The sequence below is a fragment of the Bacillus sp. SORGH_AS_0510 genome (genome assembly GCF_030818775.1).
In the GTDB taxonomy this organism is placed as follows: Bacteria; Bacillota; Bacilli; order Bacillales; family Cytobacillaceae; genus Neobacillus.
The window spans coordinates 1,160,491-1,175,341 of record NZ_JAUTAU010000001.1 but is presented as its reverse complement, the minus strand read 5'-3'; the positions used below and the strand labels follow the sequence as shown (position 1 = coordinate 1,175,341).

At 35.0% G+C, this 14,851-nt stretch carries 11 protein-coding genes; 4 read left to right on the top strand and 7 right to left on the bottom strand.

Annotation, left to right across the window (positions count from 1 at the left end; translation table 11 throughout):
- Positions 1–95 precede the first annotated feature (95 nt).
- Positions 96–1,202 (bottom strand): glycosyltransferase, encoded by a 1,107-nt coding sequence (locus QE429_RS05985; RefSeq protein ID WP_307285156.1) that lies wholly within the window; start codon positions 1,200–1,202, stop codon positions 96–98.
- 12 nt (positions 1,203–1,214) lie between these two features.
- A complete protein-coding gene (locus tag QE429_RS05980) occupies positions 1,215–1,970 on the bottom strand; it encodes a WecB/TagA/CpsF family glycosyltransferase (RefSeq protein WP_307285154.1) in 756 nt (251 codons plus the stop codon).
- Between the two features lie 477 nt (positions 1,971–2,447).
- On the opposite strand from QE429_RS05980, the gene QE429_RS05975 reads away from it, so the two are divergent.
- Together QE429_RS05975 and QE429_RS05970 are read left to right on the top strand one after the other, a co-directional pair.
- The gene (locus QE429_RS05975) at positions 2,448–3,788 is read left to right on the top strand and encodes an O-antigen ligase family protein (RefSeq protein ID WP_307285153.1); all 1,341 of its coding nucleotides are present in this window, start codon (positions 2,448–2,450) and stop codon (positions 3,786–3,788) included.
- A gap of 89 nt (positions 3,789–3,877) precedes the next feature.
- Positions 3,878–4,657: a LicD family protein gene (locus QE429_RS05970; RefSeq protein ID WP_307285150.1), complete on the top strand. Its 780-nt coding sequence runs from the start codon at positions 3,878–3,880 to the stop codon at positions 4,655–4,657.
- A 93-nt stretch (positions 4,658–4,750) separates the two neighbouring features.
- On the opposite strand, the gene QE429_RS05965 is transcribed toward QE429_RS05970, so the two are convergent.
- Together QE429_RS05965 and QE429_RS05960 are read right to left on the bottom strand one after the other, a co-directional pair.
- Entirely contained in the window at positions 4,751–5,572 is an 822-nt protein-coding gene (locus tag QE429_RS05965; RefSeq protein ID WP_307285148.1) for a glycosyltransferase family 2 protein, read from the bottom strand.
- Between the two features lie 27 nt (positions 5,573–5,599).
- A complete protein-coding gene (locus QE429_RS05960) occupies positions 5,600–7,054 on the bottom strand; it encodes an oligosaccharide flippase family protein (RefSeq protein WP_307285146.1) in 1,455 nt (484 codons plus the stop codon).
- Positions 7,055–7,490: 436 nt separating this feature from the next.
- On the opposite strand from QE429_RS05960, the gene QE429_RS05955 reads away from it, so the two are divergent.
- Positions 7,491–8,723 carry a CDP-glycerol glycerophosphotransferase family protein gene (locus tag QE429_RS05955; RefSeq protein WP_307285144.1) on the top strand — a complete coding sequence of 411 codons (1,233 nt, stop codon included), beginning with the start codon at positions 7,491–7,493 and terminating at the stop codon, positions 8,721–8,723.
- A gap of 209 nt (positions 8,724–8,932) precedes the next feature.
- Entirely contained in the window at positions 8,933–9,328 is a 396-nt protein-coding gene (gene tagD, locus QE429_RS05950; RefSeq protein WP_307290734.1) for a glycerol-3-phosphate cytidylyltransferase, read from the top strand.
- Positions 9,329–9,403: 75 nt separating this feature from the next.
- On the opposite strand, the gene QE429_RS05945 is transcribed toward tagD, so the two are convergent.
- The 3 genes from QE429_RS05945 to QE429_RS05935 form a co-directional block, all read right to left on the bottom strand.
- Entirely contained in the window at positions 9,404–11,680 is a 2,277-nt protein-coding gene (locus tag QE429_RS05945; RefSeq protein ID WP_307285141.1) for a leucine-rich repeat domain-containing protein, read from the bottom strand.
- 171 nt (positions 11,681–11,851) lie between these two features.
- Positions 11,852–12,601, bottom strand: coding sequence for an NlpC/P60 family protein (locus QE429_RS05940; protein ID WP_307285138.1), 750 nt, complete (start codon positions 12,599–12,601; stop codon positions 11,852–11,854).
- A gap of 458 nt (positions 12,602–13,059) precedes the next feature.
- Entirely contained in the window at positions 13,060–14,700 is a 1,641-nt protein-coding gene (locus QE429_RS05935) for a glucosaminidase domain-containing protein (RefSeq protein WP_307285135.1), read from the bottom strand.
- Positions 14,701–14,851: the final 151 nt, after the last annotated feature.

Here is a 14,851-nt window from a genome sequence, read left to right as displayed (position 1 = left end):
CGTGTTTTCTCCATAGATTTATTTTAAGAAATAGAAAGGTAGCAAAGAACATATCCTCTGGGATTTAGCTCAGTTCTATTTCAAAAGAATATTTTTCACCTTTTCGACAATTTATACGACTTATATATGCTCTCAGCAAACTTTTGGATGGAGAAATGATTGGAGGTAAATTCGTAAAATCGTTCACCCACTTCGGTGAGTCTATCGTGCTTTTTCAGGTCATACATTTTTTCCAATGCACCAATAATTGTGTTCACATCGGAATTTTCAAGCACAAACCCATAGGATGAATCCGGAATCATGTCACGAACCCCACCCACATCCGTTGTAATCACAGGTGTTTTTTCCCTTGCTGATTCAAGTAAAACAAGGGGGAAACTTTCTGTTTTCGAAGTTAAAAGGGTAACATCCGCCAGTGTAAACAAAGCGCTGATGTCCTCACGATACCCAAGAAAACGAACTTGGCTGACAAGCCCTTTTTGCCCAACTAATCGTTCCATTTCACTTCTAGTGGTACCATCTCCAACAAACAGCAGTTTAGCATCCGGATGATTTTTAGCAAATTTTCCAAATGCTTCGATTGCAAGGTCATGACGTTTAACCGGGTCAAATCTGGCTACCATTATTATGACGAAATCCGTTTGAGAAAGTTTCAATTCTTCCTGCGAAAGAGTTGTTTTTTCTTCTGCAAAGTCTATTCCATTATAAATCGTAGTAATTTTACTTATATCTACCCCAAATTCAACCAGCATGTCTTTAAATCGTGAGGAAATGGCAAAAAAATGATCCGGCTTCTTCAAGACAAAAAGATGAAGCCTGGTAAAAAAACGGCCAACTGCCCCTCGGCCCAAGAAATCATTTCTGGGATCGCTGTGGACAGTTGTAAACCAAGTCACATTCGTCATCCTCCGAAGCAGATACCCGTAAAAGTTAGCTCTCGCCCCATGAGTATGGATAATCGCAATATTTTCAGCTTTAATGAATTTAATCAGTTTGGAAAGAATCCCGAAATCATATCTTGAGCTTTGTTCAAAGGAAACCGTCTGAATTCCGGCAGACACCGCCTTTTCATAGAACAAGCCCTTCTCAAACAGGCCGAGAATAAATTGGTCGTCTTCCTTCTTTAATTCCTTTAAAAGAGAAAGAATATGGACCATCCCGCCTCCCGTTTCATTTCCGGCGTTTAGATGCAGAATTTTCATCCTGTTTGCTCCTTATCTTCTGGAAGTAAATTTTACCTTCGTAATCTTTAGCAGGAAATCCGGCAAGGCCATCATACGACGCCATCGGCTTGGCTGCTTTAACAAACGGTAGAGCCATTCTGCATTCAATTTCTGCCAGGCAACTGGAGCTCTTTTTACTTCGCCGGCAATTACATCAAAACTACCGCCTACACCCATGAAAAGCCCCTTTTGAAAAGTATCGATGTTTTGCGAAATCCATTGCTCCTGCCGCGGAAATCCAAGTGCTGCAAAAATAAGGTCAGGTTGTTTGACAGCAATTTCATCGGCAATTTCCGAAGAATCCCAATCAAAATAGCCATCATGCCAGCCAGCGATATGTAAAGAGGGATAATTTTTTTGGATTGTGTTGATGGCTTTTTCGATTACATCCTTTTTAGCGCCCAAAAAATAGGCAGACCATTTCTTTTCATTACCCATTCTTAATAATTCCATTAATAGATCATAGCCGGCAATTCTCTCCGGCAATGGAGTGCCAAGCATCTTTGAAGCAATGACAACACCGATTCCATCGGCGATGACATAATCAGCTTTATTGACAATCGCTAAATAGCTTTCATCTTTCTTGGCCTCCATGACGATTTCCGGATTGGCTGTCACAACAAATGTTTTCTTGTCTTGCCTGATGCGGGTATCCAGTTCCACCAACAGGCTTTCCTTAGTGGTAAAATCAAAATCTACATTCAATATCTTTACTTTATTTTCAGCAGTCATAAGTTTCATCCTCATAGAAATTTGCCTTCAATCAGTTGTGTACGAAAAAACTCGAATTAAGTTATATTATGTCTTTTTGTAGGTCAATCTAACAAACAATTATAGGTGATTTAGCTTCCTTTGACAAACACTGAAAACTGCACAATTGCTTAACGGCATTTTTTACCGTAAAAGAAAAGCCTTCTTGAAGCCGATGCGGCCTATCACTAAGCATTTCCCTCGTTTTTATGTATGGATTCATCGGGATTTTCTACTACCCTGCCCTGTCCTATAGATTAATAGATTAAGAAAATAAAAGAACATTAAAAAATCAAATGCTTATTCTCAGACAGAATAACAACCTGAGAAAATAGGGCCCAGTAGAATTTACTATAGAACTTCTGGATAATCTATATTAAAATGTATAAAGTTGAGGAAGGATCGGAATTATTGCTTTCATGAATAATCTGCATCATTTGAAGACTTTTGCACAAAAAGGGGAAATGAACAAAAATGCTAGAAAAAATAAAGAATAACCATGCCATTGAAAATTTATTGCTGCTGTTTATATTAGCGCAGCCCGTTTTAGATTTAATTACTTCATTGGCGATTACTTATTTAAAAACAGAATTCACCGCAGGGATTTTCATCCGGTTTGCGATGATGCTCCTAGGGGCCTTCTATATTTTCTTTATCGCTGATTCCAAGAATAAACGGAAAAGCATCATTTATATCCTAGTGCTAGGCTTATTTTTAATATTAGGATTCATCAATAATTTAATGGTGAAATCCCCTGTCAGCCCTGCTGAGGAAATCAAATTTATCCTTAAAACGGTATACTTTGTTATTCTTTTTTACAGCTATATGATTGTCTTTAAACAATTGAAGTCAAAGCCGTGGTGGCAAAATACTGTCCAAAAATATGTCGTCTATGCCATGACATTGGTAGGGCTGTCAATGCTTGTCGCCGACCTGACCCACACTGCATTCAATAGTTATAAATACGATAAAGTCGGGCATGTCGGATGGTTTTATGCAGGGAATGAACTTGGTGCTATTATGTCTATTTGTTTCCCAATTGTTGTTCTATTCGCAATTAAAAACACAGCCACCATCAAAAAATCCTATTATTGGATACCTGCTGTTTTATTGATTTACTCCTTAATGGCCATAGGAACAAAAGTAGGCTTTGGATCTGTCCTTATTACATTGGTCATTAGTTTAGCTATGTTGATTGTTGAATTTTTCAGAAAAGGGAACACAAGACAGCATTTAAAGATTAATCTCTTCATTAATTTGATCATTTTTGCAGTCTTTGCCCTATATATCCCTTTTTCACCAATTGCTAAAAATACAGCCATCCATTTAACGTTGCTGGAAAATAAAGAACCACCGACGAGTCAAGAGGAGACTCCAGCTCCGGAAAAAGAACAAGAGTTAAGTAACCAACAGATTGAAGATCTTGTCTTGAGTAGCAGGGGCGCTTTCTTAGAACAGCAGAAGGAATATTTTAAAGATGCCCCGGTATCCCAAAAAGTTCTCGGAATGGGCTACGCTGGAAACTATAAGGAAACTCCAAAAATGGTTGAAATGGATTTTTATGACTTATTCTTCTCATTTGGAATATTGGGCTTCTTACTCTATTTCATTCCCTTTATCCGGCTCGCAATTGAAATAGCAATCAAAGTTCTTCGAAATCTAAAAAGCCATTTCACAATTGAAAATGTTTTAGTGGCAAGTGGTATAGTATTAGGTTTGGGTATCGCTTTTTCGGCCGGTCATGTATTTACAGCACCTGCAGTTAGTATATATTTAGCAATTTTAGTCGCGTATTTATATGTAAGAGTCGCATAAATGCCCTTCATTGGGCTTTTCTTGTATAAGCATTTTATTTGTGAAATAATAGTATGGAATAGAGATAAATGGGGGAGTTATCAGGCAAAATGACAGAAATAAAGAGTAATGAAAATCCATTGAGAGAAGTGCAAAAGGTTTTAACATCCATGATGGTAACAATCGATGCCATCTGTAAAGAAAATGATATCCCATATTTTTTATCTGATGGGAGTCTTCTTGGATGTATAAGACACGGAGGCTTTATCCCTTGGGATGATGATATTGATATTGGTATGCTTAGGAAAGATTACAACAGATTCATGAAGGTAATTGAAACTAGTCTTCCTAGCATTTATAAAGTTGAATCCTATAATCTTCACATCCATAGAAAGCATAATTGGTTAAAAATTATGTATTTAGAGGACTTTGAATGGGTTGGCAAGGATGGAGATATTCGCAAAGGCACGTCTATTGATATTTTCCCGTATGACTATGTGCAAGGAATTGATAACATCAGCTCTGCAGGTAAAATTTTCAATCGGCTTTCCAGATTAATGTATCCAAAAAAAATAAAAAATCCTAAAGACTTTATTGTTTCAATGGTGAATCGGGCTAAACTTTATAACTTTTACTGTCCATTTAATAAAGAAACAGACACGATCACTTATGGAATTGAAACTCCTTTTTATGGATATGCCTTTTTTAAGAAGGACGAAATCTTCCCATTAAAAACTGGAACATTCGAAAATCACCAGTTTAATATCCCTGGAAACCCTGATCATTTTTTAACAACAGTGTATGGGGATTATATGAAAATTCCTGAGGAAGCAGACAGACAAATTCATATGAGGAATTTAAAAGTAATTGATAAAGAAAAGCAACAGTAATAAGTACACATAGGAAATAACACAGAAACCCCGGGGTGAAAATTCTCCCGGGGTTTCTGTGTTGTCCATATTACGAATTAATAGAATAGTAAATTACCGAAAATATCCCCTGATAATCCCCTTGAGCCTGTTAAGGTGAAACTTTCTTTTATCATTAGATATATTTTGGATAGAACGAAAAGACGCGGCTGCTACGGCCCGGAGAAGATAAGGAAAACCATAATGTAGGCGAATGATCTTACCAAAGCCTCCTGCATAGGATAAAGCCCTTATAAGTGATTGCTCATCGATGGTTTCTTCCTTTAGCGGGTGATAAACAAATAAATCTTTTCTGAACAATCCTTTATATCCCTTTTTCAAGCCACGAAGAACAAAGTCAGTTTCTTCTCCGGCACCATAAATCGTTCCAGATCCTACACCCAAATCTTCATTAAATAAACCGATCTCTTTGACCAATTGCTTTTTAAAAAAAAGAGTGAAGGATGGACCAAAAAATCCGTATTTATTATCCAGGACTATATCTGACTGTGGCGCAATAACCAGTGATCCAGTACCTTCAATGTTGGAAGTGTTAGTTGAAATGAAGTCGATTTCCTCTTTTGTTTCAAGGGTTTCTTTTATTTGTTCAAGCACGTTTGATTCGTATACACAGTCATCATCCGGAAAGGCAATAATATCACCATCAGCTACTTCCAAACCTCTATTTCTTGCCCTAGATAATCCTTTGATAGGTGTCGAAATATAGTTAATAGGATATTTATCCTTAAAATCTTGGAATAAGTCAGCAATAGGATCGTTATTTTGATCAACAACGATTAATTCAAAGTTTTTATATGTCTGCTTTTCCAACGATTGCAATAACTCTATAATCTCATCACGTCTTCCTAACGTGGCCATTATTAAAGAAAATCTCAATCTGTACAGCTCCTTTAAATTAAGAGTCTATGATATGTTAAATTTAGCTTTGATTTTTCCAATCAAAATAAAAAGAATTTCGTCTTTTGTGAAATAAAGTATTAAAAAATACACAAGCGAATTCACACCAATAATTACCAGCGCTAAAAGCAAAGTTTGTGTAAGGAACGCTCGGATAATGAACGTGATTGGAATGAAGACCAGGGAATAATAAAAATATTTTAATTTCCCGGTATCGAAAAGAGTATAATTCACTTTTAGCTTCTTTTTGATGAATATATATTCAAACACGACTAGCAAGGTATTAGCGGCAACCGTTGATGCAATTGCCGTTGTATGTGTTAAAAGCTTAAAATACAAAAGGGACAGGTTTAGGGCAAGGTTTATAAACCCACACAGGAAAAGGAGTTTTACCAAAACGTTTTCCCTCTTTTTAATATAAATAATTTGATTGGTTAAAATCGATTCAATCCCGGTTGAAACCATATAGATAGAAAAGACAGCAAGGGTGCTTCCAGCAGGAGCAAACTCTTTTCCACCATAAATCAAAACGACTAAATCCGAGATAAGGAATAATCCAACTGCAGCAGGAAAAAGTGTCACAAAATAAAGTTTCGATGTCTTATTAAGTAATGACTCATACCCGGCTTCATCGTTTATACCAGATAAGTAAGCAAGTCTGGGCAAGGTAGCTTGGATAGCACTTACCAATAGTGTTTTAATAATGACCATTATTTGGAAAGTCATCGTAAAATACGCCAAATAGGATTTCCCCACGTATTCACCAATTAAATATCGATCTAACTGCGTATACAATATGCTAGCATTTGAAAAAATAACGACTACAAACAAAGGCTTTAGGTGTGGTATAATCGTAAGTTCTGAAAAATCAAATTTAACGTTTCTTTTAATATAAAAGAAGCTAATAATATTATTTAGAAATGTTGATAGTGCAAGTAGCGCAGCAAATTTTTTATAATCGTCAACACCGTGTATGAGAGTAAACAATAATGCAACATAAATGAGTCTGACAATTATGGTTTTGATCGCGATAAAGTCATAATTTTCATGCGCTTCATTTAGCCATTCGACATAAAACATATTCGAAATGAAATTAATCCCAAAAATTAACAAGACGGGATATACAAGTTCATTACTATATTGGAAGTAACTGAATAATGCAAAAGCAACCATTGCAAGTAAACTAGTACTAAAATTAATTATAAAAAGGCTTGTAAATAACTGGCTTACCTTTTTGGGTTCATTTTTGACTTTGCTTATTTCACGGATTCCATATTGATAAACGCCGAAAAGTGCGAAGATAAAAAAATAATTAAAAATGGTCTCTGCAAAATTAACCGTTCCCATAGAGTCTGCACGGAGTGTACGATAAGCATAGGGCCCGACAAGGATAGGAAGAATGATATTAAAGGTATTAAGAATAATTTTATAAAAGATATTAAATGAAATTGATTTTTGCATTTTAATTCCCATCTACATTTTTGTAATTTAGTGTAAGTCCAAAGTCCATTATTTCAATCACATAAAATCAATAATTTCTACTGAATCTCTTAACACACAGAATTCATTTTTTTATTAATACACTTCCCTCACTAACTTAAACCTATTCAATTACTTCAATTAGTCATTTCAAAAACTTTGTCGAAAAAAATGAAGATATTTTCAGCCATCCTATTATTTCATACCTCTAATAAATATACAAGTTCCGTAAACACTAAGTTTTAAGGTGTAAATTGTTTACACCTTATTATCTGAAATACCTAGTTAACAAGCCTTAATTTTTCATTGTTGTGTCTATTTTCTTGACTTAGTATCGACTACTCATTTTAAATAGGAATGGGAGCTAAAAGTATTCAAACTTGTAAAGGAAAATATGTTATGAAAGTGTGGTATGCACATGATTTTAGATAGGGTGAAAAGCCTACTAAAAAAAAATAAAAATTTATATAAATCAGTTTTTGAAGTCTATACGAAAATAAAGGAATTTATGGAGAAAGTGGAATATTTATTATTTTTTCATCTGTTTAAATTATTTCCGATATGTTCAAACAAAATAGTCTTCTCCAGCTATTATGGGAACGGATATGGTGATCATTCTAAGTATATAGCAGAGGAAATAATTAATTCAGAAGCTAATTATGAAATGGTTTGGTTGTTAAAAAAGGATTTGATACATAATAGTGATTTGCCCCCAAACATAAGAGCAGTAAAATATGGTTCCATTCGGGCAATATATGAAATGGTGACTGCAAAGATCTGGATTGATAATTGCAGAAAGTCTTCGTATGTACGTAAAAGGGACGGACAGTTTTATATCCAAACATGGCATGGTGGAATTTCATTGAAACAGATTGAGAAAGATGCAGAAGCAAATCTCAGTATTAGTTATTTAGAAAATGCAAAAAATGATTCAAGAATTGCTAATCTTTTTATATCTAACAGTAAATTTTGTACTAAAATGTATCGCTCTGCTTTTTGGTATAGCGGTGAGATTTTGGAATGCGGATCTCCTAGATGTGATATCTTATTGAATAAGAAAGATAATGTTAATGAGAAGGTTAGAAGCTACTTTGGTATTAATAGTAGTAAACATATCCTAATGTATGCACCCACTTTCCGGACAGATTCAAATACCAATGTTTATGATATAGATTATGATGGGTTAATTAAAGTTTTGGAAAGAAATTTTGGCGGATCATGGGTTGTTTTAGTAAGACTACACCCAAATGTAGCATATAAAGAAAACTTTATTGAGTATTCTTCTACAATAATAAATGCAACTGATTATAATGATATGTATGAATTATTAGCTGTAAGTGATATATTAATTACAGATTATTCAAGTACTATGTTTGAGTTTTCATTTACCAATAAACCGGTTCTTCTATATGCCACAGATATAGAGACTTATATTAAAGACAGAAGTTTTTATTTTGATATTCATTCATTACCTTATCCTTTAGCACAGAATAACCAACAATTATTTAGTATCTTGGAACAATTTGATGAAATTAAATATACAACTGAGCTTAGAAAGTTTCTCTCTAGCCTTGAACTTGTTGAACAAGGGACTGCTTCTAAAGAAGTTGTCGAAATCATAGGGAGAGTAACCAATAATAAGAACGATTAAATGGATTGTTTTTTTTGCGTATCAATTACACAACATATAAAGGAAATATCCTATTTGACTCAATATGAACTTGGACAATAGGGATGATTTGTTTTATAATGCTTATGTCTTTTAGAGATTGTTATCACATTACGAAGAAAAAAATTACCGCTCAAGGATTATTTCATTGCTTTTGTGCCTTGAACGAAGCGAAAGGAATTACTTCAAATATGAAGAAAGTAATAACATATGGAACTTTTGATTTGTTGCATTATGGACATATAAATTTATTAAAAAGGGCAAAAGAATTAGGTGACTATTTAATAGTTGCATTATCCACAAATGAATTTAATGAAGTAAAAGGAAAGAAATGCTACTTTTCCTTTGATGAAAGAAAGAAACTTCTTGAATCAATTCGTTATGTTGATTTGGTCATTCCGGAAAATAATTGGGAACAAAAAGTTCAGGATATAGAAGAGTTTAAGGTTGATATCTTTGTTATGGGCGATGATTGGAAAAATAAGTTCGATTATCTTAATGATTATTGTGATGTGGTCTATTTAGGTAGAACACCTGAAATTTCCACGACTAAGATTAAACATGAATTAGGGTTAAATAAGGTATGATAATCACAAATAAAATCTAAACATAAAAGAGAGGCTGTATTTCAGCCTCTCTTTATATATTTAACACTGATATGTTTAGTTTATCGGCTTTGATCCTGTCCACTTTCCATCAGAGTTAAAAGAATGAACTTCCTTACCAATTGTTAAATATGTCCCGTGGACCATTAATCCATCGTTAGTAAAATAGTACCAAGCATTCTTATACTTTAACCAGCCACGCAGTTCAGAACCATTGCTATTATAATAACGATAGTCATAAGCTGTACCTGCTTGTTTTACCCAACCAGTTACCATGGCTCCGCTCTTATTAAAGTAATAATACGTTTTGCCAATTAGGTTTCTTCCGACAACAGAGTCACCGTAATTGTTGAAATAGTACCATTTGCCTCCATATAAAAACCATGTCTTATTGTATAATGCACCACTGCTTTTAGCATAATGCCAATAAGTACCGTCAAAAACCCAGCCATTGGCTTTCATCGCTCCACTGCGGTTAAAATAATATGGTGTGCTTCCCACCATATGGACACCTGTTGCCATTTGACCGTAGGAGTTTACATCCGGATTTAAATAATACCAAATTCCTTTTTCATAAAGCCAACCCGTTTTCAGAGAGCCTTTGCTATCAGCATAATACCAATGATAACCATCATATGCCCACCCGGTTTTCATGACTCCTGCTTGATCAAAGAAATAATAGACATTATTAATTTTTTGAACCCCTGTAACCATCATACCTTCTGAGTCAGCATAATACCATTGTTTACCATCCTGAATCCATTTATTGATGGCTAACACACCACTATCAAGGTCAAAGTAATATTTTACATCATCGATTTCATACCAGCCGGTTGCCATATTACCATCTTCATCATAATAATAAAGGTTTCCTTCATCATCTGTAGTCCATCCATATTCTAGTCCTGGGTCGTAATTCCCATCATACTGCACGTCAACACCATTTGCTAGCAATTCTTCAATAACCTGCATAGCTGGAGAACCCTCAGTAAGGTCAAGATTAGGCATATCTGTCAACATGATAAAAGACAAATTTGCTAAATCCAGCAAAGGGCTAAGGTCAGATGCTGGATTAGAGGAAATATATAAGTAAGACAAATTAGAAAGGCCGCTTAACGGCTGTAAGTTCGTAATATTATTTGATTCCAAATCCAAACTTTCCAAGGATTTTAAATTCGATAATGAAGAAATATCTGTAATGCTATTCTCCCATAGTGATAAAATAGTCAAATTTGTAAGACTGCTTAATGGTGAAATATCAGTAATACCGCTATTTGTTAAATCTAGCATCTTAAGATTTGTTAGGACTTTTATAGACGAGAGGTCACTGAAATTATTCTCTGATAACCCTAAGCCAATTAACTCCGGTAAATCATTCAAGCCGTAAACTTCACTGATATTGTTACCGGAAAGGTCTAAATACACTAAAGATTGCAACCCATTGAGCGATGCAAGACTGCTGTTTCCTAGTTGGTTATTTGCTACTCCCAGATACACTAAAGCTGGTAGTTGATTCAATGCAGTTAGATTTGTAACCTGGTTATCTGATAGATCTAATTGCTGTAATGTTTGTAATTCCCTCAGGCCAGAAACATCACTTATATTATTGCTGGAAAGATCTAAATAAACTAAGGATTGCAACCCATCCAGCGAGGCAAGACTGCTGTCCCCTAAATTATTACTATTTAAATTTAAATTCTCTAGTTTTGTTAGGGTACTTAATTTAGATAGATTACTAATATTATTGCTAGAAATGTCTAAATTCACTAAGGATTGCAACCCACTCAGCGAGGCAAGACTGCTGTCCCCTAAATTATTACTATCTAAATTTAAATTCTCTAGTTTTGTTAAGGTACTTAATTTAGATAGATTACTAATATTATTATATGAAAGACCCAAATACGATAAATTTACAGCAAACTCTAAACCAGTTAAATCAGTAATATTCAAGCCCGATGCTTCTAAATCTGTTAGATTGGCTATTTTACCTACGGTAATGGTTTCACCAGCTTTTAGCCCTAATGCTTCGCGGACAGCGCCTGCCAATTTGGTATCATTGAACTTTACTGCATCATTTACACCCTGTGGACTACTTGCCTCAGGAGTTGACACATGAGGTTGAGGTGCCGTTTGTGTATGTACGGTTGTTTTTGGTAATCGCAATTCATGTAATGCCTTTTGTTTAAAAGATTCTTTTGACAAATTAACGTTTTGAATTCCAGCTGGTTTTGATTCTAAAACCTTGTCTGTAAGTCCGGCTGCCTTCGTATTCAATGGTGTCATTAATGATAGCGACAATGCAGAAGCTAGCATTACTTTACTTATTTTATTCATCTTCTATTAGACCCCTTTCTATACTAGATTCATTATATATCAAAACAATTTCCTTATTATAGTAAAATTTTATATATTTTAGCAAAAATTAAATAGTTAATAGTAGCTGTTGAACACAAAAAAAGCGAAACCAAATGATCACTTTGGTTTCGCTTTTTCTTATAATATTTGTTATTCAATCCAAGCACCGTCACTGCCAATGCGATATCCATCAATGACTGTATTTTTCGCCATATCGCCGTCAGCGTTAAGATAATACCAATGGCTTCCGGAATAAACCCAACCAGTTAACATCGCACCACTTGAAGCAAAATAGTACCAGTCATTTTTATATAATAACCAACCGGTTTTCATTACCCCATTTGATTCTAAGTAATACCATGTACCGCCATCTTTAATCCAGTATTTTTGCATAACACCATCTTTGTAGAAGTACCAATTTCTTCCAGACAATACCCAACCATTGTTATAATTGCCAATTCGCTTTGAACCAATATATGTTCTAGAATAATAGGATTCTGTTAAAGAACTAATCTTTACACCTGCACTAGACGATGCATGAACAAATTTGTTATCCCCTAAGTAGATTCCTACGTGTGAAGCTCCAGCCTTATATGTACTAAAGAATACAAGATCGCCTTCCACTAAATTGCTTTTTGAAACCGCTTGCCCTTTTGTATATTGCTCAGAAGCTGTACGTGGGATTGAAACACCTGCTTGCTTGTATGAATAGCTTGTAAATCCAGAACAATCAAAACCACTTGGTGTTGTTCCTCCCCAAACATATGGAACTCCTATATAATCCAGCGCAATATCTGTAACTTTATCTCCAAATGATGATGCTTCTGCTTTTTGTCCACCAATAAATCCGCTCAAAAGTAAAGAACATGATAGTAGACCACCGACTATTAACTTCTTCATGATAACCTCCGTGTTTCTATTTCTCTCTGTCTCTATTTGTTAAATCTAGTATCTCATATAAATTACTAGTTTTAATTTACAGTTATTTTTTAATATTATTACAGGAATGTTTCAAAAACTGACCTTATTCGACTTTTTGTTGGATTTTTCTGAAAAATGGTAAAAACGCAGGTATTTTAGCACGTTATTTCCGTGACCTTCACCCTATAGTATGTAAGAGTTTTCCAGGTGAAAGGGCGAAGTTTGTCAAATACTCTTGAACTCTTAACGGATTTCCATCCTTTTTTGCAGAAATGTAACAGAATTTTTGACTTTGGTCACATCTTAATTCTTTAAAATTGAAAAGTCTGTTAAACTTGCCTGTTGATCTGCTCCAGGCACTCTGGGGACAAAAATCAACACGCTTCTTTAATACAGCCAATTAAAAAAGGAACCACCAAAGGGTGATTCCTTCCTGATTAAAGCATGGCCCCGTCTTTTCCTAGACGGTATCCGTCAACCGTTGTGTTTGCAGCCATATGGCCATCTTTGTATAAGTAGTACCATTTAGTACCAAGCTTGATCCAGCCTGTTTGCATGGCACCACTGCTATTCAAGTAATACCACTTACCACCGGTGTATAACCACCCGGTTTTCATATCGCCATTTTTCTGGTCTAGGAAATACCATTTCCCGCTGTCAGAGAGCCAACCGGTTTTCATATCCCCATTATTCTTGTCTAGGAAATACCATTTGCCATTAATAGGTTGCCATCCAGTAAGCATGGCACCAGATTGGGTGTTTAGGTAGTACCATTTTTTGTTGTTGTCGAGGAACCAGCCAGTTTTATAGGCACCATTACCGGTACCATTAACATAGACATAAAACCATTTGCCTCCAACATTTTGCCATCCTGTTTTGAGGTATCCGTTATCATAGAAAAAGAAATTTTTACCGTCAAATGTTTGATTTCCAGTTAACATTTTTCCATTCTGATCAAAATAATAACTATTCTGTCCTTCTTTATACCAGCCTTTTTTGATTTTCTCACCATTCGCAAAGGTGAATTCATAAAATTCTTTTGCAATATTAGCAATTTTCCCAGCCCAAGCGGGATCGGTTGCATATTGGTGATAACCGCTATTAAATCTCATATTATCAAGAGTGGGTTGGGAATAAAACGGATACATTGGGTCTTCAATGGTTTTATCCCAACTAACATAATGATCTTTTATATAATTTGCTCCATTGATAATTCCTTTACTTGGCGTGTCAAACTTATGTGCACTTACCATAGGATCAAAATCCACTGCACCGATACCATAATAGTTATTTTTGGTACCAACTATATCAGACTTTCCCCATTTAGACTCTAGGCCAGAATGTGCTAAAAGATAGATAGCGTTTAAACCTGTAACATTCTGGGCTTCAATGTAGGATGCACCCATTCCTTTCATTTTGCTACTTGCTTCCTGTGTTTTATAATCAATGAAACGGTTAATTTCATTTGCCGTAACATTTGAAAAAGTGTCTAGAGGAGTAAACAAAGAGATAGAGTTTGTAACCTTTCCTTCTTTTTCAAATTCATAAGGAATGACATTACTACCACCATCCGTAGTTCTTGGCTGGTCATTGATATCCATATACCAACCATAAATCCATCCCTGCTGCAACTTACCATTGATCATAGTTTGAACTTGATAGTAATGAGTGGTCGCATCATAGCCTAGAACTGTTACCTTGGAGTGATCATCAAGTTGACCAATAATATTTGAATTAAAACCAGGGGCGTCCTTCAAATTCCTCCACTTTTTTACAAGCCATGTTTGTTTTGAAATATCGTTACTTAAATATTCTTTGTAAACCCATCCAACCTTGCCATTCCCAAACTCGACTTTTGCCGTATTTCGTACCTCTTCTAAGACAGTAACCTGATCATTAAAAGACAATTCTGCAAGTTGTTCTGATTTTTCTACGTTTGGATTCTCTTTAAAGATAGGTACGTTAATTGAAATAACACTCATTTGTGTTGCAGTATTAGTTGCTGCCGAAGCCTTACTATGAAATAAACCCAGTAATAAAAATACAACTAAAAAACTACGAAATAGTACTTTTTTCAATTCCCTTCTCCTCTCAATCTATTATTCTATCTTTAAGGGTAACATATTTTCCATGCGTTTCCACCTTAATTCGACATACATCTTGGAAATTCTTCAAGAAATGTTCAAACACTATTTACCTTCGAGTGAGAAATTTTATTAAAATGAAAAT

Coding starts and splice junctions, on each gene's coding strand:
- QE429_RS05970 (WP_307285150.1), top strand. CDS start 3,878: ATGACAGAAATAAAGAGTAATGAAAATCCATTGAGAGAAGTGCAAAAG.
- QE429_RS05945 (WP_307285141.1), bottom strand. CDS start 11,680: ATGAATAAAATAAGTAAAGTAATGCTAGCTTCTGCATTGTCGCTATCA.
- QE429_RS05940 (WP_307285138.1), bottom strand. CDS start 12,601: ATGAAGAAGTTAATAGTCGGTGGTCTACTATCATGTTCTTTACTTTTG.
- tagD (WP_307290734.1), top strand. CDS start 8,933: ATGAAGAAAGTAATAACATATGGAACTTTTGATTTGTTGCATTATGGA.
- QE429_RS05955 (WP_307285144.1), top strand. CDS start 7,491: ATGATTTTAGATAGGGTGAAAAGCCTACTAAAAAAAAATAAAAATTTA.
- QE429_RS05980 (WP_307285154.1), bottom strand. CDS start 1,970: ATGAGGATGAAACTTATGACTGCTGAAAATAAAGTAAAGATATTGAAT.
- QE429_RS05975 (WP_307285153.1), top strand. CDS start 2,448: ATGCTAGAAAAAATAAAGAATAACCATGCCATTGAAAATTTATTGCTG.
- QE429_RS05960 (WP_307285146.1), bottom strand. CDS start 7,054: ATGCAAAAATCAATTTCATTTAATATCTTTTATAAAATTATTCTTAAT.
- QE429_RS05985 (WP_307285156.1), bottom strand. CDS start 1,202: ATGAAAATTCTGCATCTAAACGCCGGAAATGAAACGGGAGGCGGGATG.